This window comes from Sulfuricurvum sp. IAE1 (assembly GCF_004347735.1).
In the GTDB taxonomy this organism is placed as follows: Bacteria; Campylobacterota; Campylobacteria; order Campylobacterales; family Sulfurimonadaceae; genus Sulfuricurvum.
On record NZ_SLTI01000007.1, the window covers coordinates 293,903 to 317,174 of the forward strand.

A 23,272-nucleotide genomic window follows, 5' to 3' on the forward strand; every position below is an offset into this window, starting at 1 on the left:
TATGGATCGTATCACCCATGACTTACTCGAAAAACGCCATATCACCCAACAGCAGATCGAGCGACTGACGACGCGGGGGGTTCAGGACGATACGATCCTCGAAACCCTCAGCAAAGTCGGAGCCGTATCGGTCAACTTTATCAAACGCTTCATCGTCGAGCAGATCCGTCTCGGCCGATACGAGCTCTCGATCATCAAAAATTACCATTTTCTCGACGAAGCCTCCATCCTCGCCCATCTCGCCGAAGTGATGGAGATCCCTTTTGTCGATCTCGATTCGATCGACATGGATTACCGTCTGGTCGAAAAGATACCTACCGTTCAGCTCAAACGCTACAACGTCCTGCCCATTTCGCAGGATGACATGTACGTCACGGTCGTTTTTTCCGATCCGCTCAACATCGAAGCCCAGGAGTCGGTTCAGCGTCTTTTCCCCCGTAAATCGCTCAAAGTGGCCGTTGCCACCGAAAAACAGATCCAGGCCTACCTGTTTAAAATCGAGCTCAAAGACAGCGTCAAGGAACTGGTTACCAACATCCGTAACGAATTGCGCAATATCGGTACGATCGAAGAGCAGCAGGAAGCTTCGTCGATCCTCCAGCTTATCGACGTTATCCTCAAAGCGTGTATCAAAGGACGGGCCAGTGACATCCACATCGAACCGACCGAAAAAAACTGCGTGGTTCGGGGACGGATCGACGGGAAACTGGCGGAAATTTTCATCTTCGACCGCGACATCTACCCTCCCCTGGCATCCCGAATCAAACTGTTGGCCAACCTCGATATCGCCGAACGCCGGAAGCCCCAGGACGGCCGTTTCTCCGCCGTCGTGATGGAAGCCGAATTCGATTTCCGTCTTTCCACGCTGCCGACGATCTACGGCGAATCGATCGTCATGCGTATCCTGGACAAAACCAAAGCCCTCGTGAAACTCGAAGACTCGGGGATGGACTCGGTCAGTTACCAGAAACTGATCAAAGCCCTTCACGCACCGTTTGGGATCATCCTCGTCACGGGTCCGACGGGAAGCGGTAAAACAACGACCCTGTACGGAGCGCTGAACGAACTGCGTAACGTCGAAGACAAAGTGATCACCGTCGAAGATCCGGTCGAATACCGGATGAACCTGATCCAGCAGGTACAGGTCAATCCCAAAGTGGGGCTGTCGTTTGCCGACGCGCTGCGTTCCATTCTCCGTCAAGACCCCGACAAGATCATGATCGGGGAGATCCGTGACCACGAAACGCTCGAAATCGCGGTAAAAGCGGCGCTGACGGGGCACCTTGTAATCTCGACGCTGCACACCAACGATGCCATCAGCGCCATCGCCCGGATGGCCGACATGGGGATCGAACCCTACCTCATCAGCGGTGCGCTCGTTGCGGTTCAGGCACAGCGGCTGGTACGAAAAATCTGCAAATTTTGCAAACAGGAGATCGAGATTCCCCAGACGCTCCTGCAGGAATATTCCGCCTACATACCGCAGGGAACGGTTTTTTATCACGGTGCGGGATGCAAAGAGTGTAACACGACAGGCTATATGGGGCGCGAAATGATCTGTGAAGTGCTCCCCATGAGCGAAGAGCTCTCCAGCATGATCGCGCGGGGTTCTTCGAAAGAGGAGCTCACCAAGCAGGCCCAAAAAGAGGGTTTTGTCGGAATGTTCGAAAACGGCATGGCCAAAGCGGTCGCCGGCGTGACGACGCTCGATGAAATTTTGAGGGTGGCGAAAGTATGAAATATTTTGTAGCGACAGTCCTGTCCAAAGGGAAAAAAACCGAACACGGTTTTTATGCGGAAAGCAAAAAAGAGGCCCATTACCTCGCCAAAATCAAATTCACGGGTATGGTGATCAAAGTCGTGGAGGCCGCGCCTCCCCTGGAAGATCAGCTGCGGCGTTTCAAGGAAAACCTCTTTTCCAACGTCCGTAAGCGCAAACTCAAACAAGACGCCCTCATCGCCGCCGTCCGCCAGATGGCCGTCATGACGAACGCGGGGATTTCGATCCACGATTCGCTCCGTGAAATCGCCGACGCGACGACTGACAAGGTCCTTCAAAACGTTCTAGGGACAATGGCCGAAGACATCAATGCCGGGCACAGCCTCTCCAACTCCGCCAAAAAATTCGGGTATGAACTGGGTACCCTGACACTGGCGATGATCGAGCTGGGAGAGAAAACGGGGAACATGGCCGAAGCGCTCCACAAACTTGCCGACATGCTCGAAGAGATCCGCCGGAATATCATCAAATTCAAAAAGGCGATGGCGTATCCCCGAAACGTCATGATCGCGATGGCCATCGCCTTTACCGTCCTTATTTCCTACGTCGTTCCGCAGTTCAAAGCGATTTTCGAACAGCTGCAGGCGGAGCTTCCCCTACCGACGAAGATCCTCCTTTTCCTCGAGCACCTTTTCAATACCTACGGCCCCTACGTGCTCGCCGCCCTGATCGTCTTTTTCTTTGTATTCCGCTACATGCTCAACCACAACCGCGAATTCCGTTACAAGTGGCATCAGCTCCTGCTCAAGCTTTACCTGATCAAAAACATCATCATGTTTGCGACGCTCAACCGTTTTACCCTGGTTTTTTCCGAACTCGTCCGTGCCGGTATTCCCATCTCGGATGCGCTCGATACCTCCATCGGGATGATCGAAACCCTCCCGCTGCAAGAAAAGCTCCTCACCGTCCGCCAAACCGTCGAAAAGGGGGGAACCCTCTATTCGGGGCTGGCGGAGACAAAACTGTTTGAGAACATGATTATCCAGATGATTTCGGCAGGGGAATCGAGCGGACAGCTTGACGCCATGATGCAAAAGGTTATGGAATATTACAAGATGCGCTTTGATGCCATCATTGACGGTCTTTCCGAAGCGATCGAGCCGATCATGCTGCTGCTCATCGCCGCGATGGTGGTACTGCTTGCGCTGGGGATCTTTTTACCGATGTGGGAGATGGGGAACGCCGTTCAGGGACGCCGTTAAGCGCGGTCATTCCTCTTCGACCGCCCCTTTTGCGACCAGGGCGTTGTAGGTTTCATCCTTGGGGATCAGTCCCGCTTCGTAAAGGAACTGGGAAGGGACGAAATTGCTCTTTTTGATTTTGTCGTATTTGGCAAAACTCAGATACAGCCGGTCTTTGGCCCGTGTGACGGCGACGTAGAACAGCCGTCTTTCCTCGTCGATGCTGCCGCTGCGACTCATCAGTTTACGGTTGGGGAATCGTCCGTCCATCAGATCGATGACGTAGACTTCCTGATATTCAAGCCCCTTGGACGCGTGAATGCTCAGCAGGTGGACCCCTTCACCCTGCGTCAGATCCTGCGACCCCAATACCATCGCGTTCAAAAACCTCTCATGCTCTTTGTAGGGGCGGGAGAGTTCAAACAGCAGTGTCGCCTTGCGCAAAATCCGTTCTTTCGCTTCCTGCTTCGCCCGTTCATCGACAGCACCGTTTTCGTTCATCGCCCGGCGGTGCGAAAGCTGCTCGACGGTGTGGGCGTACAACGCCGAAACGGCGATTTTCTGCACCGCCGCCTTAGGTTCGGAGAGATTGCGCAGCTGCCGGAAAAGAGCGTACATGTCATTGAGAAAAATGGCACTCTCTTTGGTCAGTTTCGGGTGTTTGAAAATCGGGTTGGTCAGAAAGGTCGAGTCGATGGAGAGCTTGGCAAATCGCCCGGCGCTTCCCATTTCGGCATAATCGTCAAACAGCCCCAGCTGATGGTTGAGCTTGCGTTTTTCAAACGGATTGCTGATCTGGGTGTCGGGCGAATAAAGCCCCCGGAAAAACGACCCGTGCCCGAGCTTTTGAAGCGCGACGAAGAGCTCTTTGGCGACCGCGCTCCCCACCCCTTTGGCATAATCGAACAGATGGATAAACGCCATCATGTCCGATTCGTTGACCAACAGGGTATAGATGTCCAGCAGCGCCTTGACCTCTTTGGAATCGAAAAAGCTCACGCCCCCCCGACGGCGGCAGGGTATCCCCAGTTCGCGCAACGCCGCCTCGATCCCGTCCGCCGAAGCGTTGTTCCGGAAAATCACCGCAATCTCGTCGCGCTGCGTTCCCGAATCGCCAATCATCTGCGCGATCCCGTGATACTGATCGAAGAGCTCGTCGTAAATCAGCAGCGTCGGGTTCTGCGCTTCGCCGGTACGGGTCACCTCGAGGGCTTTGGGGTAAATCCGTTCGTTGTAGGAGATCACCGTATTGGCCAACGAGAGGATCGGAACGGTGGAACGGTAGTTTTTGTTGAGCGTATAGACCTGGGCGTTCGGATAGTTTTTGCTGAACGATCCGATAATCGAAATGTCGGCCCCGTTAAAGGCATAAATGCTCTGGTCGTAATCCCCGACGCAGAAAAGCGAGGGGGGTTTCATCGCGTTGATCAGCGTCCCCTGCAGCGCATTGGTATCCTGATACTCATCGATCAGCACCTCTTTATACCCAAGGTCGCTCCGCTGCGCCAGATCGCGCATCAACAAGAGCAGGTCATTGAAATTGACGAACCCGTACTCTTTTTTCAGCCCCTCGAATTCGTCGACAATGTCGGCATAAATCGCCGCATAGAGGGCGTGCTCGTCCTGGCGCGTCGTGATCCACTCTTCGAACGTGACGGAAAGTTCGGTATTCTGGTAAAATGAATAAACATCATACAGATAATTCGCACCGTATGCGGGTGTGGCACAGTCGATGTGGCTGAACGTCCGTTTTTCGTAAACGCTGCGAAAGAGGGTTTTGAGCTCACGCTGCTGCTTGAGAACCACTTTCCCCTCTTTGCGTTTGAGCCAGCGGTAACTGACGGCGTGAAACGTCCCCGCATCGATTTTCGACGCGATTTCCCGCCCGAAAAAAGCGGCGACCCGCTCGACCATCTCCTGCGCCGCTTTGTTGGTAAACGTCAGCAATAAAATTTCATCGGGCCGGACCCCCTGCGAAAGTAGGTAGGCAATGCGCCCGACAATCGTCGACGTTTTACCCGTCCCTGCCGAAGCGATGATCAGATTGTGACCGAACGGCGCGGTAGCGGCGGTGTATTGCTGGGGGTTTAGACGAGAAAGAGGCAAATCGTTCCTTGGGAAAGTCGGTAGATGAATCGAATTATACCCATGCGAGTTGAATTTTCCAATTCAGAGGCGTTGCGCTATAATTCGCGAATATTTTCCATGAAGGCTTATTTATGTCCGCTACCCATTATGATCCTAAAAATATTGAATCGACGTATTACCCCATTTGGGAGCAGCGGGGGTATTTTGAGGTTGACGGCAACCGTGCGATCCAAAAACCCAACAAACATTTTGCAATCATGCTCCCTCCCCCAAACGTCACGGGATCGCTCCATATCGGGCATGCGCTAAACCACACCCTCATCGACATCATCACCCGCTACAAGCGGATGGACGGTTACGCAGCCCTCTGGCAACCGGGGACCGACCACGCCGGGATAGCGACCCAAAACGTCGTCGAAAAACAGCTTCTCGCCGAAGGTAAAACCAAAGAAGAACTCGGGCGCGAAGCCTTTTTGGAACGGGTCTGGAAATGGAAAGAACACAGCGGCGGAACCATCGTCGGCCAGATGCGCAAACTGGGCGTCTCCCCCGCATGGAGCCGCGAACGCTTCACGATGGACGAGGGGCTCAAGCAATCGGTCAAAGAGGCGTTCGTCCACCTCTACAACCAAAACCTGATCGTACGCGGGAACTACATGGTCAACTGGTGTACGCATGACGGAGCGCTCAGCGACATCGAGGTCGAACACGAAGAACACCAGGGAAATTTTTACCATATCCGCTATCCCTTCTCTGATGGCAGCGGCCACATCACGGTCGCGACGACGCGTCCTGAAACCTATTTCGGCGATACCGCGGTCATGGTGCATCCCGATGACGAACGCTACCTCCACCTGATCGGGAAAAGCATCACCCTCCCCCTCATCAACCGCGAAATCAAAATCATCGCCGACAGCCACGTCGACCGCGAATTCGGAACCGGCGTCGTCAAAGTCACCCCCGCACACGATACGAACGACTACGAAGTGGGCAAACGGCACGATCTCGAGTTCATCACCGTCTTCGACGAAAAAGGGATCCTCAACGACCATGCCGGCGAGTTCAAAGGGCTCGAGCGGCTCGAAGCGCGCTCGGCGATCGTCAAACGCCTCGAAGAAGAGGGTTTCATCGAAAAAATCGAAGAGCACACCCACCAGGTCGGCCACTGCTACCGCTGTAAAAACGTCGTCGAACCCTACATCTCCAAGCAATGGTTCGTCCGCAAAGAGGTCGCCAAAGGCTCGATCGACAAGACCAACGCCGGGTTGGCGCAGTTTTTCCCGCCCCACTGGATCAACAGTTACAACGCATGGATGAACGACCTGCGCGACTGGTGTATCTCACGCCAGCTGTGGTGGGGGCACCGTATCCCGGTGTTCTACTGCGACGACTGCGCTCATGAATGGGCCAGCCTCGACGACGAGCCTGCATCGTGCCCCCACTGTTCGGGGAAAAATTTCACGCAGGATCCCGACGTCCTCGATACGTGGTTCAGTTCGGCTCTGTGGCCGTTTTCGACGCTGGGATGGGGGAACGGCGACACCGCTTCCGATCGCCTCTTCCAGAGCGACGACATGGCCCGTTTTTATCCTAACACCCTCCTCATCACCGGGTTCGACATCCTCTTTTTCTGGGTCGCGCGGATGATGATGATGGGGGAAAACTTCACCGGCGAGCTGCCGTTCAAGCATATTTATCTCCACGCCCTCGTGCGCGACGAACACGGGCAGAAAATGTCGAAATCCAAGGGCAACGTCATCGATCCGCTCGACATGGTCGAGAAATACAGCGCCGACGCCCTGCGCTTTACCCTCGCCGTTTTGGCCGTTCAGGGACGCGACATCCGCCTAAGCACCGACAAACTCGAGCAAAGCCGCAACTTCACGAACAAGCTCTTCAACGCGGCCCGTTTCTTGCAAATGAACGTTTCGACGTTTGCCGACCTGAGCGATCAGGAGATCACGACACCGCTGGGGCGCTACATGCTCAGCCGCTTCCGCCGCGCGACGTCGGAGACAAGAGCGTTCATGGACGAATACCGTTTCAACGACGCCGCTACCGTCCTCTACCGCTTTATGTGGAACGAATTCTGCGACTGGGGGATCGAACTCTCCAAGGCGAGCAAAGAGAGCATCGCGGAGCTGGGAAGCATCTACAAAGAGTCGATGAAACTTCTCCACCCGTTCATGCCGTTCATCACCGAATACCTCTACCACGAACTCTCCGGCACGACGCTCGAGGAGGGTGAATCGATCATGGTGATGGAATACCCCGACAACACCGTCGTAGACGAAACGATCGAAAACGAGTTCGCCGCAATCATGGATGCTATCGTCACGATCCGCCGCGCCAAAGCCCTTATCGACCTCGGGAACCAGAAAATCGATCTGGCCTACGTCAAATGCAGCGGCGACGAGGCGATGATGAAGCCTTTTATCACACGCCTCGCCAAAGTCGAAGAGGTCCGTTTTACCGATACGAAAATCGATCAGGCCGTTAGCGATCTGGGCGAAAGCGTCGAGGTTTACCTCCCGACCGACGCCATCGACCTCTCGCCCATCGTCGACCGCCTGAGCAAACAGCGCGAAAAACTCCAGAAAGAGGCCGACAAACTCTCCGCCATGCTCTCCAACGAGCGCTTCGTCGCCAACGCCCCCGAAGCGGTCATCGCAACTAACCGCGAAGGGCTTGCCGACGCGCAGGACAAAATTTCCAAAATCGATGCGCAGCTCGCTTCTCTGGGCCGCTGATCGTGCAGTTCCGGGAACTCTCCAGCGACGAATTCGCCGAAGGGTACGCACTGTTGTGCACGCTGCGCCCTGACCTGGACGTCGAGTACTTCGACAATTTCATGGCCGCACATTACCCCGCCGAATACCGACCCCTCGGAGCATATCAGCGCGGTGAACTGTGCATCTACGCGGGAGTTTCCATCCGTGAAAATTTCGAGCTCGGACGCCATCTCATCGTCGACGATTTCGCCGCCCACGAAGGATACGAGCGCTTTAGCCGCGAGATGATCGATTTTTTGGGCGACTACGCGAAGATGTATCAATGCAAGACAATTCTTTTTTCGGGGAAACAAAGGGGAATCAGTCTGGACGACCTGCAGGGATTCCGCCCCAAGCGGGACGGCTTTATCAAAACGTTGTAGGTTACTCTTCGATCCCTTCGACCTCCACGATCAGCTTCACTTCGTCTCCTACGACGACGCCGCCCGCTTCGATCGCCTTGTTCCAGTTAAGCCCGAAATCTTTTCGGTTGATCTGGCCGGTGAGAACGAAGCCCGAGCGCTGGTTCCCCCACGGATCGGTCACCACACCTCCCATGTCGATATCCAGCGTCACTTTTTTGGTGACGCCGCGGATGGTAAGATTACCCGTCATTTTCTCTTTGGTCGCACCGGTCATCACGAACGAAATATCGCCGAACTTCGCCACATCGAAAAAATCGGCACTGCGGAGGTGATCGTCGCGTTTTGCGATCCCCGTATCGATCGAAGCGGCCTTGATGTGCCCGCTCAGCGATTTGAAATGTCCTTTGTCCAGTTCGTACGTTCCGCTGAAGTTGCCGAATTTCCCGGTCACCGTACTGATCATCATGTGCTTGACCTTGAAGCCGACGTTGGAATGGGAGACATCCACTTTGTATACCGCCGCTGAGAGAGCGGACGAGCCGATCATCAAACCTGCCAAAACCGTTACGAAGAGACTTTTGTTCATTTCAATATCCTTTTTGGGTTGATATCCGATTATTGTAGGGTGTTTTTCTCAATGAATTATTAACGCAATGCTAACGGACGATACATTTAAGACTTTCATCAGTAACCCTTTCTAAACCCTTTTACAACTACCCTAGGCTATACTTTCGCATTTCAACCAAAGGTTATGTATGCAGCTGTGCGTCGCCCTCGATCTCTCCAGCATGGAAGAAAACCTCGCCCTCGTCGAAAAGATCAAAGCCTATCCCATATGGCTCAAGGTGGGGCTGCGTTCCTACATCCGCGACGGAAAGCCCTTCATCGACGCGATAAAAGCGATCAACCCCGAGTTTAAAATCTTCCTCGACCTCAAACTCTACGATATCCCCAACACGATGGCCGATGCCGCCGAATCGATCATGTCGCTGGGCGTCGATATGTTCAATGTCCACGCCTCCGCGGGGCGCAAAGCGATGCATGAGGTGATGAAACGGCTCGAGCCCTACGAAAAACGTCCTCTCGTTCTTGCCGTCACCGCACTCACCTCCTTCGACGAAAACGAGTTCGGACACGTCTACGGAGAAGGGATCGCGGCAAAAGCCGACCGGTTTGCCCGTGACGCCCATGAATCGGGGCTTGACGGTGTCGTGTGCAGCGCCTATGAGAGCGCCTCGATCAAGTCGCTCACTGCCGAGAACTTCGTCACCCTCACCCCGGGTATCCGCCCTTTCGGCGAAGATGCCGGAGACCAGGAACGGGTGGCGACGATCGACGTCGCGCACAACGAAAAAGTCGATTTCATCGTCGTCGGGCGCCCCATCTACAAAGCCCCAAACCCCGCCGAAGTCGTCGAAAGGATTCTCGAGCGCCTCTAAACTGGAATGCTCCTTGCTTGAATTTCGCAAATTTACTGCGAGGAGTCCGCATGAAGTTTATGGATAAAATCGAACTGGTTGTCAAACTCAAAGAGAAAATCGCCGAAGCAAAAGCGACCAACGAAGCGCTTGCCGCACAACTCCAGACCCTCCTGGATCAGATCCTCACCAATCCGAAAAATTCCCCCGCGATTTAACGGTTTGCAAGCACCGCTTTAAGGTGCTTGTTATCTACACATCCGTATAATTACGCCCTCTCAACTAATGGACAGATGGGTGAGTGGCTGAAACCACACCCCTGCTAAGGGTGCGTCCTGGAAACGGGACCGAGGGTTCAAATCCCTCTCTGTCCGCCACCTTCATTAAAACTTCCCGATTAAAGAAACTTCCAAGATACGAAAATCTGATTGTAACCGCACAAAGCTCGCACGGTTTGTATTTACACCCTTGCTTTATCGACGTGTATGCCGCTGTATTCGAGTGCGTAGATGAGCTCGACGGGGTCGATGCGGTCGAAGTTGTCGAAAACGATTTTGCGCAGGTAATCGCGCTCTTCTTTTTCGGCTTTCAGAAGGCTGTGGGCGAATTTCCCTTTTTTCTCGACGACGAGGCGCGTGATTTCGCTGTCCATTTTGACGTGGTTCATCAACTCTTTGATGTTGGTGTCAAAAACGGCGCCCAGCAACGAGAACATTCCCGCCAGATACGCTTTTTCCTTGTCGCGGTGATGGGCATCGTCTTCCATCCGTTCGGCACGGTTGAGGGCAAACTGCAAAATGGTCTGCGAGGCGGGATTGGTCGAAATCTCGGCGTACAGATACACGAGCAGCCAGCGCAGGAGCTTGTCGCGGCCCAGCAGGGTAATAACCTGCGTGATCGATTCGACAGGGGTACTGAACGACTCCTGGTTGTTGAGGAATTTGATCAGTTTGTACGAGAGGTCGGCACGCTGTTTGATGAACATCTCGATCTGGTTCGTTTCGGCATCGTCTTTGATGAGACGGATCAGCTGCAAGATGATGAGATGGGTCACCTCTTTGTAGCCGTCAACCTCGATCACCTCGGGCTTGTGCAGATGGTAGCCCTGAAAATAATCAAACCGGATCTGGCGGCATTTGTCGTGTTCTTCTTTAGTCTCGATCTTTTCGGCGAGGAACTGGATTCCGCTGCTGCGGAGTTTGGCCATCACCGTTTCGATGTTGGGAGTTTCGGCGGCAATGACGTCGATTTTGATGATATGGACGTATTTCATGAGAGGGGCGAATTTTTTGATCATCCCGACGCTGCAGTCGAAATCGTCGATCGCGATGGTATACCCTTTGCGATGGTACGCTTTGATCCTGTCGATCACTTTGTCGTTCAGTTCGATCGTCTCGAGCAGTTCGAGTACGAACCGTTTCTTATCCAAAACGTCGACAACCCCGGACGTCAGCATCTGCTCGTCGACATTGATAAACGCGATGCCGGTTTTTCCCAGCAGCTGGTCGATATCGAGATTGGTGAGGGTGTTGATGATGATTTGCGAGGTCGCTTTCATGTTACCGGGAAATTCCGCAATTCCGTGGGCGGAATCGCGAAATAGCAGCTCATAAGCGAATACATTTCCCTCGTTGCTGAAAATCTTTTGTTTGGCCAGATACAATTTACCCAAAAACGGTTCCTTTTCCGTCTGCCGGACGGTCGATCGGTATACTCATAAACGTATATCGGCATTGTGCCTGAAAAAGGTTGAATTCTTTAACGGATTCTATTGCTTACCGTAGATTTTTAAACCTTCTTTATCCGCTGCCGATCGCTTATCGGTCGTTCCCCTTGCCGTTTCCGTGACCTTTTCCGCCCCGCTCATGGGGAGGCTTTCCCCCTTTGCGCTCGTCATTCCCTCTCCCTTCGTAACGCTGTCCCCCTTTTTTGCCGCGGTAGTGTTCGTCGATGTTCATGTATCTCTCCCCTCCGCGGCGGCGGTCGATGACGTCATCGACACTCACCCCGTGATAACGCGAGAGAAAACGGACATTGGCGAGTTCGACGATTTCATCGTCGCGCAGACGGTGTTTTTTCCCCTCTTTATGGTATCCGTAGGCTTTCCCGTAGGGAGGGCCGGAGTGACGGTGTGAATCGACGACATACAGAGTATGCGGATCCAGCCCGAGGCGCAGCGTGATGTCCCACCAGCTGAGTCCCCGCAGCCGAAGATCGGCGATAAACTGCGCATTGCGGTGCGCGCGGTGGGAGAGGAGATAGACGACGCTCATCTCCTCTCTTGGAATGGAGCGTTCGATCATGACGATTTCACGGTGCGGAACCCGGTAATACTCCCCGATCGAAAGAGAAAGGCCCGTAATCCCCTGGTCCGATCCCGAAATACCGATATCGAAATCGGCGGCAAGCACCCCGCTATAGAGAGTTCCGGCAATCAATGCCGTAGCGGCCAAACGTTTCATGAATATCCTCCTTTTGGATAAAAAAACATTATACACCGCTTTTTGTTTCCGGACGGTAAACGATTGTTCCCCTCTGCCGCCGCGAAGACCGACATGGCGCAATAACCCCCCGGTGTGATACAATAGCGCCCATAATTCAACGACGCGGAGCGAGTATGATCAAAAAATGCCTTTTCCCCGCGGCAGGATACGGAACCCGTTTTTTGCCGGCCACCAAAGCGATGCCCAAAGAGATGCTTCCGGTGCTCACCAAACCCCTCATCCAGTATGGCGTCGAGGAAGCGGTCGAAGCGGGTATGCATACGATGGCGATCGTCACCGGGCGCGGGAAACGGGCGCTGGAAGATCATTTTGACGTCAGTTACGAGCTCGAGCACCAGATCGCGGGAACCGATAAGGAACATTACCTTACCGAAATACGCGCGCTGATCGATCAATGCACTTTTTCCTACACCCGTCAAAACGAAATGAAAGGGCTCGGCCATGCGATTCTCACCGGCGAAACGCTGATCGGAAACGAACCGTTCGCCGTCATTCTCGCCGACGACCTGTGCGACGGCAACGGCGAGGGGGGAGTCCTTTCGCAGATGGCAAAGCTTTATCAGCGCTACCGATGTTCGATAGTCGCGATCGAAGAGATCGATCCGAGCCAGACCAACCGCTACGGCATCATCGAGGGCGAAGAGATCGAAGATGGGGTTTATCGGATCACGAACATGGTCGAAAAGCCCGATCCCTCGGTTGCCCCGAGCAATCTGGCGATCATCGGGCGATACATCCTCACCCCCGATATTTTTTCGATCATCGAAAGCACTCCTCCGGGCAAGGGGGGAGAGATCCAGATCACCGACGCGCTGATGACCCAGGCACAGAACGGGACCGTGCTGGCGTATAAATTCAAAGGGAAACGGTTCGACTGCGGAAGCGTGGAGGGGTTCGTCGAGGCGACGAACTATTTCTACGAAAAAACAAAATAAGCTACATTACCCGTTATTAGCGAAATAGCGGGCCACCCCTTCAACCAGCCCTTCTACCATCCATTTCTGGTATTTTTCATCGGCGATGCGGGCCGATTCGTCCGGATGGCTTATGTATCCCACCTCAAGCAATACCGCGGGCATCTGTGCTCCGACAAGAACCCAGAAAGGCCCTTCCCGCACGCCGTTGTCCCGGACGTTCGGAAACTGTTTACGGAGGTTTGAGAGCATCCCTTTTTGCAGGTCGATCGCCAGTTTGTTCGAGGCGATAATCTTTTCGGTATTCAGAAAGCTCAGGAAACTGAGTTTCCCGTACTGCCCCATCTCGTTCATATCCTCGGAGTTTTCCAGCGCCGCGACCCGCATCGCCCTCTCGCTCCGTCCGGGAGAGAGAAAATAGGTTTCGATCCCTTGCGCTAACATCGGATCGGACGTTTTGGGAATCGCGTTGGCATGGACCGAAATAAATAGATCGGCCTCTTTGTCGTTCGCGAATTTCGTACGGTCTTTAAGTTCGATAAACGTGTCGTTGCTGCGTGTCATGTACACGGTATACCCCATCCCCCGGAGTTTTTCGGCAAACTGCATCGAAATTTCCAGAACAATGTTCTTTTCCATAAACCCGTTACCGACGGCACCGCTGTCCTTCCCGCCGTGACCCGGATCGATCACGATGGTTTTTTTGCTGCGGTCTTTTGGGGTCACGCTCACCAACGGGGGAAGCGTCGCCATCAACGGGGGCTCGACGACAGGGGGTTGTGTAACCGGAGTCGTCGCCAGCGGCGGGGTAATTTTGGGGGCGTCCAGGTTGAGGTCGATGTAAACCGATTTCCCCTGCGCGGAGGGTTTGATCTGGATCGCCTTGGTGTGTTCGATGACGAGGCGCAGCGTCTTGGCATCGAACTGCGCGATCTTGATCCGATTGATCTCTTTGTGTTCCAAAGTCTGCGTTTTAGAAAGAGTGGCCGAATCGATGTCGATAATGTAACGGAAGCGCTGTTTATCCGCCTCGATAATCTTCGACATCCGGATCTGGCTTTGCTGTATCGGGGTGTCAAAAAGGAGTTCGAGCCCTTTTTCTTTCCAGCGCGCGTCTTCGAGGCGATGGCGCATCACGACCGAAACGCTTTCGGGACGAACGGGGGGCTCGACTTTCAGTCTGACCGGTTCGGGAGTGGTAAACTTGCCGGCAATGGCCGCGGGTTTGAGCGTTTTATCGTAAATGACGGAGGGGATATTTGTTTCGGCCGATTTGTCGAAAAGTTTTTGGACCGGTTCAGCCGTTTTTACCGCCGAAGGGCGTGTAGTCACTGCGGCAGGGAGCTTGGAAAGATCCGCTTCGTATTTGGAAACGTCGATACCCAGTTTGTGCCCGCCGCGGACAATACCCTCGAGCGCTTCGCGCGCGGTGGCCGTATTTTTGTCGAGCATGGCACGAAGGTAGATCGTTTTGTACTCGTTGTACCCCCGGAACTGTTCGACCTCGTCCCCGCTTTCAAGGGCCTTTCTGGCCGATTCAAGCCGATTGTCCGCCGTAGCGGCATACGAAGCCAAAACAAAAAACGCCAGTAAAAAAAGACGGGCCAGCACGTAAGGTTATTCCCCGTGCGTGAGTTTGTCCATCAGCTCTTTGACGGAGATGATCTCATCGATTTTGTAGCCGTTGCTGCCTGAAAAATAGAGCCCCAGTTCCATGTCGCCGAAATAAGCGTCGCTCAGACGGTCGGCGATACAAAAGCCCACTTCTTTCGCCTCGACCCCGCGGTTACAGGGGGCGACGCAGTTGGAGATACATTTGATCGCAGGCCCCGTTCGGGTATCGATCAGGTCGCGAAGGTTCGTCCGCACTCCCCGTGCGGGATACCCGACGGGAGATTTCATGAGGGTGATGTCCTCTTCTTTGGCGTTCAGGAGCACTTTTTTGAAGTTTTCATGGGCATCGCATTCGTGCGTTCCGATAAAACGGGTCCCCATTTGAACCCCCGAAGCCCCGAGCGCCATCATCGCATCGATGTCGTTTTTATCCCAGATCCCCCCGGCCGCGATGACGGGGATGTTCCCCCATGCCGCCGCTTCTTCGACGACGGGAGCGACAAGGTTTTCGAGCTGGTATTCATCCATAAAACACTGCTCGTACGTAAACCCCTGGTGTCCGCCGCTTTTTGGCCCTTCGAGAACAACGGCGTCCGGGAGGCGGTTGTACCGTTTTTCCCACCGTTTGCAAATGATCGAGAGCGCCTTTGGGGAAGAGACGATGGGAACCAGCGCCACGTCGGGGAAGTCGGCGGTGAATTCGGGCATGTTGGTCGGCAGCCCCGCACCGGTGATGATGATGTCAATCCCCGCTTCGCACGCGTCGCGGACAACGCGGCCGTAGTCGTTGATCGCGTAGAGGATATTCGCCGCCAGCGGAGCGTCGCCGCAGATTTTACGGGCGTTTTCGACGATGGCCGCCAGCCCTTTTTTGGAATAGAAATTCTCCGCATCCAGCGGTCGCCCGGCAACGAGTTTGTCGGCATAGGCCTTGTCACCGTAATATCCGGTTCCTACGGCGCTGATAACCCCAAGCCCCCCTTCGGCGGAGACGGTTCCGGCCAGACGGTCCCAGCTGATACCGACGCCCATGCCGCCCTGTACAATGGGTTTTGGGATCGTATATTTCCCGATTGTAAGTGGCGGAAGACTCATTTGATAACCTTTAATCGCGCAAATTTACGTTTACCGACCTGAAGAACGTATTCGCCCTCTTCCAGCTGGTATTGCTCATCGCTTAGTTTGTTTTGATCGATTTTAACAGAGCCTTGCTTAATCTCCCGCCGTGCCTGCGAAGTAGATGGGCTTAAGCCGCAGTCGACCAGCGCCTTGGCGATCCAAAGCGGTCCGGAGACGGTAAACTCTTCCATATCGCTGGGGATTTCGCTCTGGGCGTGAACCCGTTCAAATTCGGCGTGCGCCGCTTCGGCCGCGTCGCTCGAATGGAAGCGGGCCGTAATTTCGATCGCAAGGGCCTCTTTGACCTTTTTGGGATGCAGCGTCCCTTCCTCCACCCCTTTTTTGAGGGTGTCGATCTCGTCAAGCGTTTTGGAGCTGAGCAGCTCGTAATAACGCCACATCAGTGTATCGCTGATACTGAGTACCTTGCCGTACATGTCACCCGGCGCATCGGCGACTGCAATGTAATTACCGAGGCTTTTGGACATTTTCTGGACGCCGTCAAGCCCCTCGAGGATCGGCATCATCAATACCGCCTGCTCTTTGCCCGTTTCGTAGACGCGCTGCAGGTGCCGCCCCATCAGGAGGTTGAATTTCTGATCCGTCCCGCCGATCTCGATATCGCTGCGCAGGTGGACGCTGTCGTATCCCTGCAGCAGCGGGTAGAGGAATTCGCTGATCGAAATGGAGATCCCCGCTTTGTGACGTTTGTCGAAATCGTCGCGTTCGAGCATCCGTGCGACGTTGTAGGTGGTAGTGAGTTCGAGCATCCCTGCCGCGCCGAGAGCGTTAAGCCAGTCGGCGTTGAAAACGACGGTCGTTTTTTCCGGATCAAGGATCTTGAAAACCTGGTTTTTGTACGTCTGGGCGTTTTCCTGTACCTGCGCGGGGAGGAGTTTTTTGCGGGTTTCGCTTTTGCCGGTCGGGTCCCCGATCTGGGCGGTGAAATCTCCGATCAGAAACTGTACGCGCGCGCCGTATTTCTGAAAAATCGCCAGTTTTTGGAGCAGCACGGTGTGTCCCAGGTGCAAATCGGGGGCGGTCGGGTCGAACCCCGCTTTCACGGTGTACGTTTCCCCTTTTTCAAAGTAGTTTTTCACAAGGGCGACGATACGTTCGTCGTCGATGATTTCGGCGGTGCCGCGTCTGATTTCTCGTAATGCTTCGTTGATCATGTTTTATCCTTGGCTTCGGTACGCGTCGTCGGTCCGAAAAAATTGTATGATTTTCCCTTTTTTCTCGAGTTTTGAACGAAGACGGTTGATGTCGGCTTCGAGGGTTTGAAACTCCATTTCGCAGTACTGGGTGTGTTCGGTCCGCTCTTTTCCAAGCTCGATGGAGTTGATGTCGGCACCCATTTTCGCCATGTAAGTAAGCAGGTCCGCGAGCGACCCCTGGGCGCTTTGCATACTGATGATAAGATGGTAGCGGAAATAGTGCTGCTGTTTCCACCGTACGAACACCATCGGTTCGTGCTTTTCCATCATCGATGCGGCGTGTTTGCACATTTTGTGGTGGACGTGGGCTTTGCCGTCTTGGAGAAACGCGACGATTTCATCCCCCGTTTTGGGATGACAGCAGTAGTCGAATACGACGTCTCCCACGCTCCGGCTCGCATACACTTCGAGCGAGGGGAATTCGTAGAGTTTGGGTTTCACGCGGCTGCGGCTCCAGAAACTGATACGGCTCGTTCCCCGCATCTCGCCAGAGAAACGGTTGACCGTCTCTTTGAGAAGGTCGAGTTCCCTGGGGATACGGTGACGCTGATCGTCGAGATGGGTCTGCTCGAACAGCGCTTCGGCCCTTTCGCGCGAGATACCCAGAATGGTGGTGATAATATTGATGCCGCTCTGGGCATCGATCATCCGGATCCGCTGGTTGCAGTTAGCCCGCATGCTGGCCTTGGCACGCGACGTCTTAACCGCATCCAGCCAGCTGCAACGGAGGATCTTTTTCGGCGCAGTGGTAATCTTGACGATATCGCCGTTGTGCAATTCGGTCAGAAGGCTCGCTTTTTCCTTGTTGATGTAGCACCCTTCCGCCGTATCCCCCACTTCGGTGTGAACCGCGTAGGCGAAATCAAGAGCAACCGCTCCGCGCGGAAGGGTAAACGATTTCCCTTTGGGCGAAAAGACGCTGATGTCGTCGCTGAAAAGGTCGTTTTTGATCAGCTCGTAAAACGCTTCGACCGATTCGTTCTGGTACTGGAGATTGTGGAGCCATTCAAGGCTGATGGGGTTGTTGCCCCCGTTTTTGTATTTCCAGTGGGCCGCGACTCCAAGCTCCGCCGTTTTGTGCATCTCGTAGGTGCGGATCTGCACCTCGAAAATAGCGCTGTCGTGGAAAACGGTCGTGTGCAGCGTTTGGTAGCCGTTTTCCTTGGGGATCGAAATGTAATCCTTGAAGCGCGAGCTAAGCGGCTGAAAGTTCAAATGGACCAGCCCGAAAACGCGATAGCAGTCGATCGGTTTTTTTACCAGGATCCGAACGGCCAAAAGGTCGAGAATCTCATCGATGCTGATCCCCTTACGCTGCATTTTGAGGTAAATGGAGTAGTCGTGCTTAACCCGGCTGAGGATTTGAAAATCCTCTTCATTGAAGCCGTTTTCGAGCATCATCTTGGTCAGTTTTTCGCAAAAAATACTCAGACGGGAGTTGATCGAGCGGTAGTTTTCTTCGAGATAAAGGTCAATCGCCTCTTTCTCTTCTTTAAAAAGGTACTGAAAACTGAGATCTTCGAGCTGGTTTTTAAGAAACGAGATCCCCAGGCGGTTTGCGATAGGGGCGTAAACGACCAGCGTCTCTTCGGCGATACGGTGCTGTTTGGCGGGGCTGAGGGCCCCAAGGGTAAGCATATTGTGAAGGCGGTCACACAGTTTGACGACGAGGACACGGACGTCTTCGATGGAGGCGATCAGCATTTTTCGAAACGACAGTGCGGAGACGACCAGTTTTTCGTCCGAATTCGAAGGGATCAGCTGGGCGTCGCGGATCGTATCGATTTTGGTAAGCCCTTCAACCAGGTTGGCGACGTCTTCACCGTAATCGCGCTCGACGTCTTCGCTCGTGATATGGGTGTCTTCGACGACGTCGTGCAGCAATGCGGCGACGACCATCGCTTCATCCCCCGTGATCGCCGCAACAATCGAGGCGACAAGGACGGGATGGACGATGTAGGGTTCACCGCTTTTACGGCATTGATTTTTATGGGCTTCGCGGGCATACTCGAGGGCCGTAGATATACGTTTGGTGGGGGGAATGAGCGAATAGAGGTGCTCTACGGCAGCCTCTACATCATTGATCCGGGTAATGGTCTCGATATCGATGGTGTTCAATGATGGGGCTTTAGCGTAAAATCAGTTACGGTCGATAAAACCTTTGACGCTGATCAGCCCTTCGGCGATCTCCATCAAAGCGATGTCGGCAGGTTTGCTTTTTTTCACATCGACGTTGAGTTTCGATACGGCACCGTTTTGGAGTTCTTCGGAACGTTTGGCGACGGCCAGGGCCAGCTGATAGCGGTCGATGTTCGCTGTTTCCAGCGCTTTCGCGGTAAGTTGTTCAAGTCTCATTCTGTTTTCCTTTTTTGAGATTTTATTTGACGATCGAACAGCGATCGAAATTGCCCTGGATGATTTCCAGGAGGTTCCCCGGCGTGAACATGTCGCACACGATGATCGGAAGGCGGTTCTCTTTGGCCAGTGCGATCGAGGTGTCGTCCATGACCTTGATGTGATCCTGAAGCGCTTCGTCATATCCCAGTGTCGGGAGCTTGACCGCGTCGTCGTATTTTTTCGGGTCTTTGTTGTAGACACCGTCGACTTTCGTCGCTTTGATAATCACTTCGGCGCCGATCTCGATCGCACGCAGCGTTGCGGCGGTGTCGGTCGTAAAAAACGGGTTCCCGGTCCCCGCGGCGAAAATGACGACTCGGCCGCGTTCCAGATGTCGGGTCGCTCGGCGGACGATGAACGCCTCGGCGATCTGCTCCATCTTGATGGCGCTCTGAACCCGCACGTGCATCCCTTCATGTTCGCACGCCTCCTGCATCGCGATGGCGTTGATGACGGTCCCGAGCATTCCCATATAGTCCCCGGAAGTACGGCGGATGATTCCGTCGGCGGCGGCGGTAACGCCCCGGATGATGTTTCCGGCACCGATGACGATCCCTACTTCGATCCCCGCGTCGACGAGCGTTTTGATCTCCGTAGCGATGAATTTGAGGATTTTCGTATCGATTCCGTGGCCGTTTTCACCTGCCAAAGCCTCACCCGAGAACTTTACCAAAACACGCTTGTAACCCATACCGTCTCCTCTTTGAATTGCGCGTATTATACTTTATTGTCGCTTTAAGGTTGCTTTGATTACACTAGGGAGACAACACATAAGGAAAAACAGGGGATGAAACTTTTCGATGCCCTCCGTTCATGGTTTACCCCGCCTGCCGAGGCCGACGCGCCGCGCTACGGCAGGGGGATACACGCGCTTCCCAATCCAAGGGAACGCGAACTCTTCGACGAGGCGTCCGAAGCGTTCGTGCAGCGCGATACGCTGCGGGGATACGAATATTTCCTCGCTTCGCTTCTCCACGAACAGAGCGATCATCCTCTCACTCACCTCGGCATCGAAAAAACGGAGGGGCGGATCGATTTTCTTCTCTACCAGGGAAGCGCCCTTGTCCGGGGAACGATTACTTCCGAGTCGTTCGAAGCGTATGCCAACATCGCCGTGTGCGAAGGGCTTGACGTAGCCGTCAAGCGCCGCTTCCTGGAACGGAATTTCCAGTTAACCTACGGTCGTTTCAGCCGCGAAGAAGGGGTAATACGCCTGCGCATCCGGCTCGACAACGCGACCGTTACCCCTCAGAAAATCTTTTATCCCCTTCGTGAAATCGCCCTCAACGCGGACTTCGAAAAAGAGTTCATCGCCGCGGAATTCGATGAAACGATCCTTCTTGAATACGGCCACGTCTCCCCGCTGCCGCGTGAGCGGGCGGAACGGCTGTACGCACTGATGCGCGAGTGGATCGCCCGAACGCGCCAAAGCCTCGTCGGACTCTTGTCCAACGACAACAGCGGTATGGTGTCGTTTAGCTACCTGGCACTGTTGCTGCAGATCGATTACCTCCTGATGCCGCGCAAAAAACTGGCCAAAGAGATCAATGAAAAAATCAACGGCTATTTCCTCGACGACGAAAAGCTGACCGAAGACAAAAATGCCGAGCTTGAAACCTATCTGGGCGAGCTTGACGCGATTGTTCCCGAAACGTTCGCCACGCAGTTTTACACCGCCCCCTACACTTTCTCGCCGTACGAACACGCCCTTCACGACGAAATCGCCTCCTTCATCGACGAATCGCTCGCAAAAGTGCGGTGGTACAAAAACAACCGTTCCCATTACGTCATCAGCGTCATTTACCGCTACATCGCCCTGTATATCCTCTACAATTACGGGCTGCACCCTTCCCTGCGCAGCCTGATGCATCTGCACGTCGAGATTTACGCGGGTGACTTTTTCGCGGCCGAGGGGGACGTTCCCCTGTACGACAGCGTCGCGAAAAGTTTCGATACCCACCGCATCGCTCAGCGGATCGCGTCGGCGATCGACCCCTATACCGAGCGCTACAAAGGGCTGAGAAACTTTGCGGATGACCTTAACTACAGCGATCTGGACCATTTCAGCCAGAGTTTTTATCTTCAGATCAAAAATCTCGATTTCACGGAGGTGTGAGGATGAACCTCGCCACCCAGAAGATGGTTGAGAGAACCATCGAGAGTATCGTTCAGGTAACTACCCCCTACGGAAGCGGAAGCGGCTTCGTGTGCGAGGGGATCATCGTGACCAATTCACACGTCGTCGGGGGACTCAAGGAGGTGCTCATCAGCACCGAAACCCTCCCCAAGACGATCGGCACCGTCGTTTACGACGACCCCGCATACGACCTGGCTTTTATCCGCTCTCCTCTTCCGCTGGTGTGCGAACACCCCCTGGCCCTCAGCCTGGAACAGGTCCATGACGGCGACAGCGTCATCGCGATCGGCCATCCATACGGTCTGAACTATTCCACGACCGAGGGGATTGTTTCCAAAGCCGCACGATTGCAGGGTGAAGTCGAATACATCCAGTTCGACGCCGCGATCAATCCAGGCAACAGCGGCGGACCGCTGCTGAACGAAAACACCGAGGTAATCGGCGTCAACACCTTCATCATCCAAAATTCGAACAACCTTGGATTCGCACTGCCCGCATACCTGCTGCACGAAGCGCTGGGGCAATTCAAGGCGGAAAGGGCGGAGAACGTCATCCGATGCGTCTCGTGTAAAAACCTGATCCGTGAAGAGACGATCCGCAACGACTACTGTCCCAAATGCGGGACGAAGCTCGAAGTAGCCAAACGGCGCCGCGAAGGGTACAAACCCACGGGCGTGGTCGCACTGGTGGAGACGATCCTCGAAAATCTCGGGATCAACGTAACCCTCTCCCGTCGCAGCCAGCGCAGCTGGCGGAGCGAAACCGGAGCGACCCGGATCGATATCAACTACTACGATAACGGAATCGTCATCGCCGATTCACCGCTCTGCCGCATCCCGCAGGAGAACATCAACGAGCTCTACGATTTCCTCCTCGCCGAAAACGGCCTGCTGCAGCGGCTTCAGTTCTCCATCAACGAAAACACGATTTTCCTCTCCTACATCGTCGTCGATTCGTCACTCACCCTTCGCCACGGAAGCGAAGCACTCGAAAAACTGTACCGTGAAGCGCCCCGTTACCAGAAACTTCTCATCGAACGCTTCAAGGCTCTCGAACCAAAATACGACGAATTCGAATAACCTAGCGGGCGTTGAGTTTTTCGGCGATCTCCTCTTTTTTGGGGAAATCGGCCCCCATGCTGATGATGAACGATGATGCTTCCTGCAGGGTTAGGGTCGTTTTGATCGTCAATTTCTCATCGACGATGACCGTATAACCGCTGGTGGGGTTGGGCGATGTGGGGATAAACAGGACGCAGACGTTCTCCTGGCGGTTTAGCAGATAAGCCGGCACCCATACGTCCTCTTTGGGATATTCCACGAGCACCACTTCTTTTTTCGCCCCGTCCTCACCTCCGGAGAGCATCGTCGCCAGTTTTTTGGAAACCGAGTAGACCGAACGGATCGCCGGGATTCTCTCAAACAGGCTGTCGATGATGGAGACAAACATGGACCGGCCGTATTTTTCGATCGAGTACCCCAAAACGGCGAACAAAACGATCACGATGACGATCAACGCGACCGTCACCCCGAACGAATGGGTGTACTGGTGAAGCGAAGAAAACGCGCTGATCCCCAGATCCTTGATAAAATTGACGACGATCAGCACCAGGATCAGCGGGAACATCGAAAGCCCGCCGACAAAGATGTAGCGAAGAAGCTGCTGGATTTTGGTTCGAAGTGTCGCGCGCATGGTCAGCCTTGATAACAAATTGCCAAATTATAGAATATTTTTTGAAACGCTGCACTACAATAACGTCCTATATTA

The 23,272-nt window shown here is 54.2% G+C and carries 20 protein-coding genes and 1 tRNA gene; 10 read left to right on the plus strand and 11 right to left on the minus strand.

The window, feature by feature from the left end:
- Position 1 precedes the first annotated feature (1 nt).
- Together E0765_RS02120 and E0765_RS02125 are read left to right on the plus strand one after the other, a co-directional pair.
- Positions 2 to 1,738, plus strand: coding sequence for a GspE/PulE family protein (locus E0765_RS02120; protein WP_132811566.1), 1,737 nt, complete (start codon positions 2 to 4; stop codon positions 1,736 to 1,738).
- Positions 1,735 to 2,982, plus strand: a complete 1,248-nt coding sequence (locus E0765_RS02125) for a type II secretion system F family protein (RefSeq protein ID WP_132811567.1) — start codon at positions 1,735 to 1,737, stop codon at positions 2,980 to 2,982. Before E0765_RS02120 ends, E0765_RS02125 begins: the two co-directional genes overlap by 4 nt.
- 6 nt (positions 2,983 to 2,988) lie before the next feature.
- Here E0765_RS02125 and E0765_RS02130 read toward each other — a convergent pair whose 3' ends face one another.
- Entirely contained in the window at positions 2,989 to 5,067 is a 2,079-nt protein-coding gene (locus E0765_RS02130) for an ATP-dependent helicase (RefSeq protein ID WP_132811568.1), read from the minus strand.
- Positions 5,068 to 5,180: 113 nt separating this feature from the next.
- Here E0765_RS02130 and E0765_RS02135 point away from each other — a divergent pair, with 113 nt between their 5' ends.
- Both E0765_RS02135 and E0765_RS02140 read left to right on the plus strand, forming a co-directional pair.
- Positions 5,181 to 7,799, plus strand: a complete 2,619-nt coding sequence (locus E0765_RS02135; protein WP_132811569.1) for a valine--tRNA ligase — start codon at positions 5,181 to 5,183, stop codon at positions 7,797 to 7,799.
- A 2-nt stretch (positions 7,800 to 7,801) separates the two neighbouring features.
- Complete coding sequence (locus tag E0765_RS02140; RefSeq protein ID WP_132811570.1) at positions 7,802 to 8,203, plus strand: hypothetical protein; 402 nt, start codon at positions 7,802 to 7,804, stop codon at positions 8,201 to 8,203.
- A 1-nt stretch (position 8,204) separates the two neighbouring features.
- Here E0765_RS02140 and E0765_RS02145 read toward each other — a convergent pair whose 3' ends face one another.
- Entirely contained in the window at positions 8,205 to 8,771 is a 567-nt protein-coding gene (locus E0765_RS02145; RefSeq protein WP_132811571.1) for a YceI family protein, read from the minus strand.
- A 169-nt stretch (positions 8,772 to 8,940) separates the two neighbouring features.
- Between E0765_RS02145 and pyrF the strand changes: the two genes are divergently transcribed.
- The 3 genes from pyrF to E0765_RS02155 all read left to right on the plus strand — a co-directional run bounded on the left by pyrF (position 8,941) and on the right by E0765_RS02155 (position 9,980).
- Complete coding sequence (pyrF, locus tag E0765_RS02150) at positions 8,941 to 9,624, plus strand: orotidine-5'-phosphate decarboxylase (RefSeq protein ID WP_132811572.1); 684 nt, start codon at positions 8,941 to 8,943, stop codon at positions 9,622 to 9,624.
- 50 nt (positions 9,625 to 9,674) lie between these two features.
- Positions 9,675 to 9,821, plus strand: a complete 147-nt coding sequence (locus E0765_RS12415) for a hypothetical protein (protein WP_165921625.1) — start codon at positions 9,675 to 9,677, stop codon at positions 9,819 to 9,821.
- Positions 9,822 to 9,890: 69 nt separating this feature from the next.
- Positions 9,891 to 9,980 (plus strand) — tRNA-Ser (locus E0765_RS02155).
- Between the two features lie 83 nt (positions 9,981 to 10,063).
- On the opposite strand, the gene E0765_RS02160 is transcribed toward E0765_RS02155, so the two are convergent.
- On the minus strand, positions 10,064 to 11,275 hold the full coding sequence (locus E0765_RS02160; RefSeq protein ID WP_132811573.1) for an EAL and HDOD domain-containing protein: 1,212 nt from the start codon (positions 11,273 to 11,275) through the stop codon (positions 10,064 to 10,066).
- Between the two features lie 145 nt (positions 11,276 to 11,420).
- Positions 11,421 to 12,065, minus strand: a complete 645-nt coding sequence (locus tag E0765_RS02165) for a hypothetical protein (RefSeq protein ID WP_132811574.1) — start codon at positions 12,063 to 12,065, stop codon at positions 11,421 to 11,423.
- A 155-nt stretch (positions 12,066 to 12,220) separates the two neighbouring features.
- On the opposite strand from E0765_RS02165, the gene galU reads away from it, so the two are divergent.
- Positions 12,221 to 13,042, plus strand: a complete 822-nt coding sequence (gene galU, locus E0765_RS02170; RefSeq protein WP_132811575.1) for a UTP--glucose-1-phosphate uridylyltransferase GalU — start codon at positions 12,221 to 12,223, stop codon at positions 13,040 to 13,042.
- 6 nt (positions 13,043 to 13,048) lie between these two features.
- Here the strand turns inward: galU and E0765_RS02175 are convergent, their stop codons facing one another.
- Genes E0765_RS02175 through pyrH form a run of 6 tightly spaced genes read right to left on the minus strand, consistent with a single transcriptional unit; the run spans position 13,049 to position 20,059 of the window.
- Positions 13,049 to 14,632 (minus strand): N-acetylmuramoyl-L-alanine amidase, encoded by a 1,584-nt coding sequence (locus tag E0765_RS02175; protein ID WP_132811576.1) that lies wholly within the window; start codon positions 14,630 to 14,632, stop codon positions 13,049 to 13,051.
- Positions 14,633 to 14,638: 6 nt separating this feature from the next.
- Positions 14,639 to 15,730 (minus strand): nitronate monooxygenase, encoded by a 1,092-nt coding sequence (locus E0765_RS02180; RefSeq protein WP_132811577.1) that lies wholly within the window; start codon positions 15,728 to 15,730, stop codon positions 14,639 to 14,641.
- Positions 15,727 to 16,929, minus strand: coding sequence for a tyrosine--tRNA ligase (tyrS, locus tag E0765_RS02185; protein ID WP_132811578.1), 1,203 nt, complete (start codon positions 16,927 to 16,929; stop codon positions 15,727 to 15,729). The genes E0765_RS02180 and tyrS overlap by 4 nt, the downstream gene beginning before the upstream one ends.
- Before the next feature lie 3 nt (positions 16,930 to 16,932).
- Positions 16,933 to 19,089, minus strand: a complete 2,157-nt coding sequence (locus tag E0765_RS02190; protein ID WP_132811579.1) for a bifunctional (p)ppGpp synthetase/guanosine-3',5'-bis(diphosphate) 3'-pyrophosphohydrolase — start codon at positions 19,087 to 19,089, stop codon at positions 16,933 to 16,935.
- Between the two features lie 21 nt (positions 19,090 to 19,110).
- Positions 19,111 to 19,326, minus strand: a complete 216-nt coding sequence (locus tag E0765_RS02195; protein WP_132811580.1) for a DNA-directed RNA polymerase subunit omega — start codon at positions 19,324 to 19,326, stop codon at positions 19,111 to 19,113.
- Between the two features lie 22 nt (positions 19,327 to 19,348).
- Complete coding sequence (gene pyrH / locus E0765_RS02200; RefSeq protein ID WP_132811581.1) at positions 19,349 to 20,059, minus strand: UMP kinase; 711 nt, start codon at positions 20,057 to 20,059, stop codon at positions 19,349 to 19,351.
- 96 nt (positions 20,060 to 20,155) lie between these two features.
- On the opposite strand from pyrH, the gene E0765_RS02205 reads away from it, so the two are divergent.
- Entirely contained in the window at positions 20,156 to 21,484 is a 1,329-nt protein-coding gene (locus E0765_RS02205; RefSeq protein ID WP_132811582.1) for a hypothetical protein, read from the plus strand.
- Between the two features lie 2 nt (positions 21,485 to 21,486).
- Positions 21,487 to 22,584, plus strand: coding sequence for a trypsin-like peptidase domain-containing protein (locus E0765_RS02210; protein ID WP_132811583.1), 1,098 nt, complete (start codon positions 21,487 to 21,489; stop codon positions 22,582 to 22,584).
- 1 nt (position 22,585) lies between these two features.
- Here E0765_RS02210 and E0765_RS02215 read toward each other — a convergent pair whose 3' ends face one another.
- Positions 22,586 to 23,197, minus strand: a complete 612-nt coding sequence (locus E0765_RS02215) for a DUF502 domain-containing protein (protein ID WP_132811584.1) — start codon at positions 23,195 to 23,197, stop codon at positions 22,586 to 22,588.
- Positions 23,198 to 23,272: the final 75 nt, after the last annotated feature.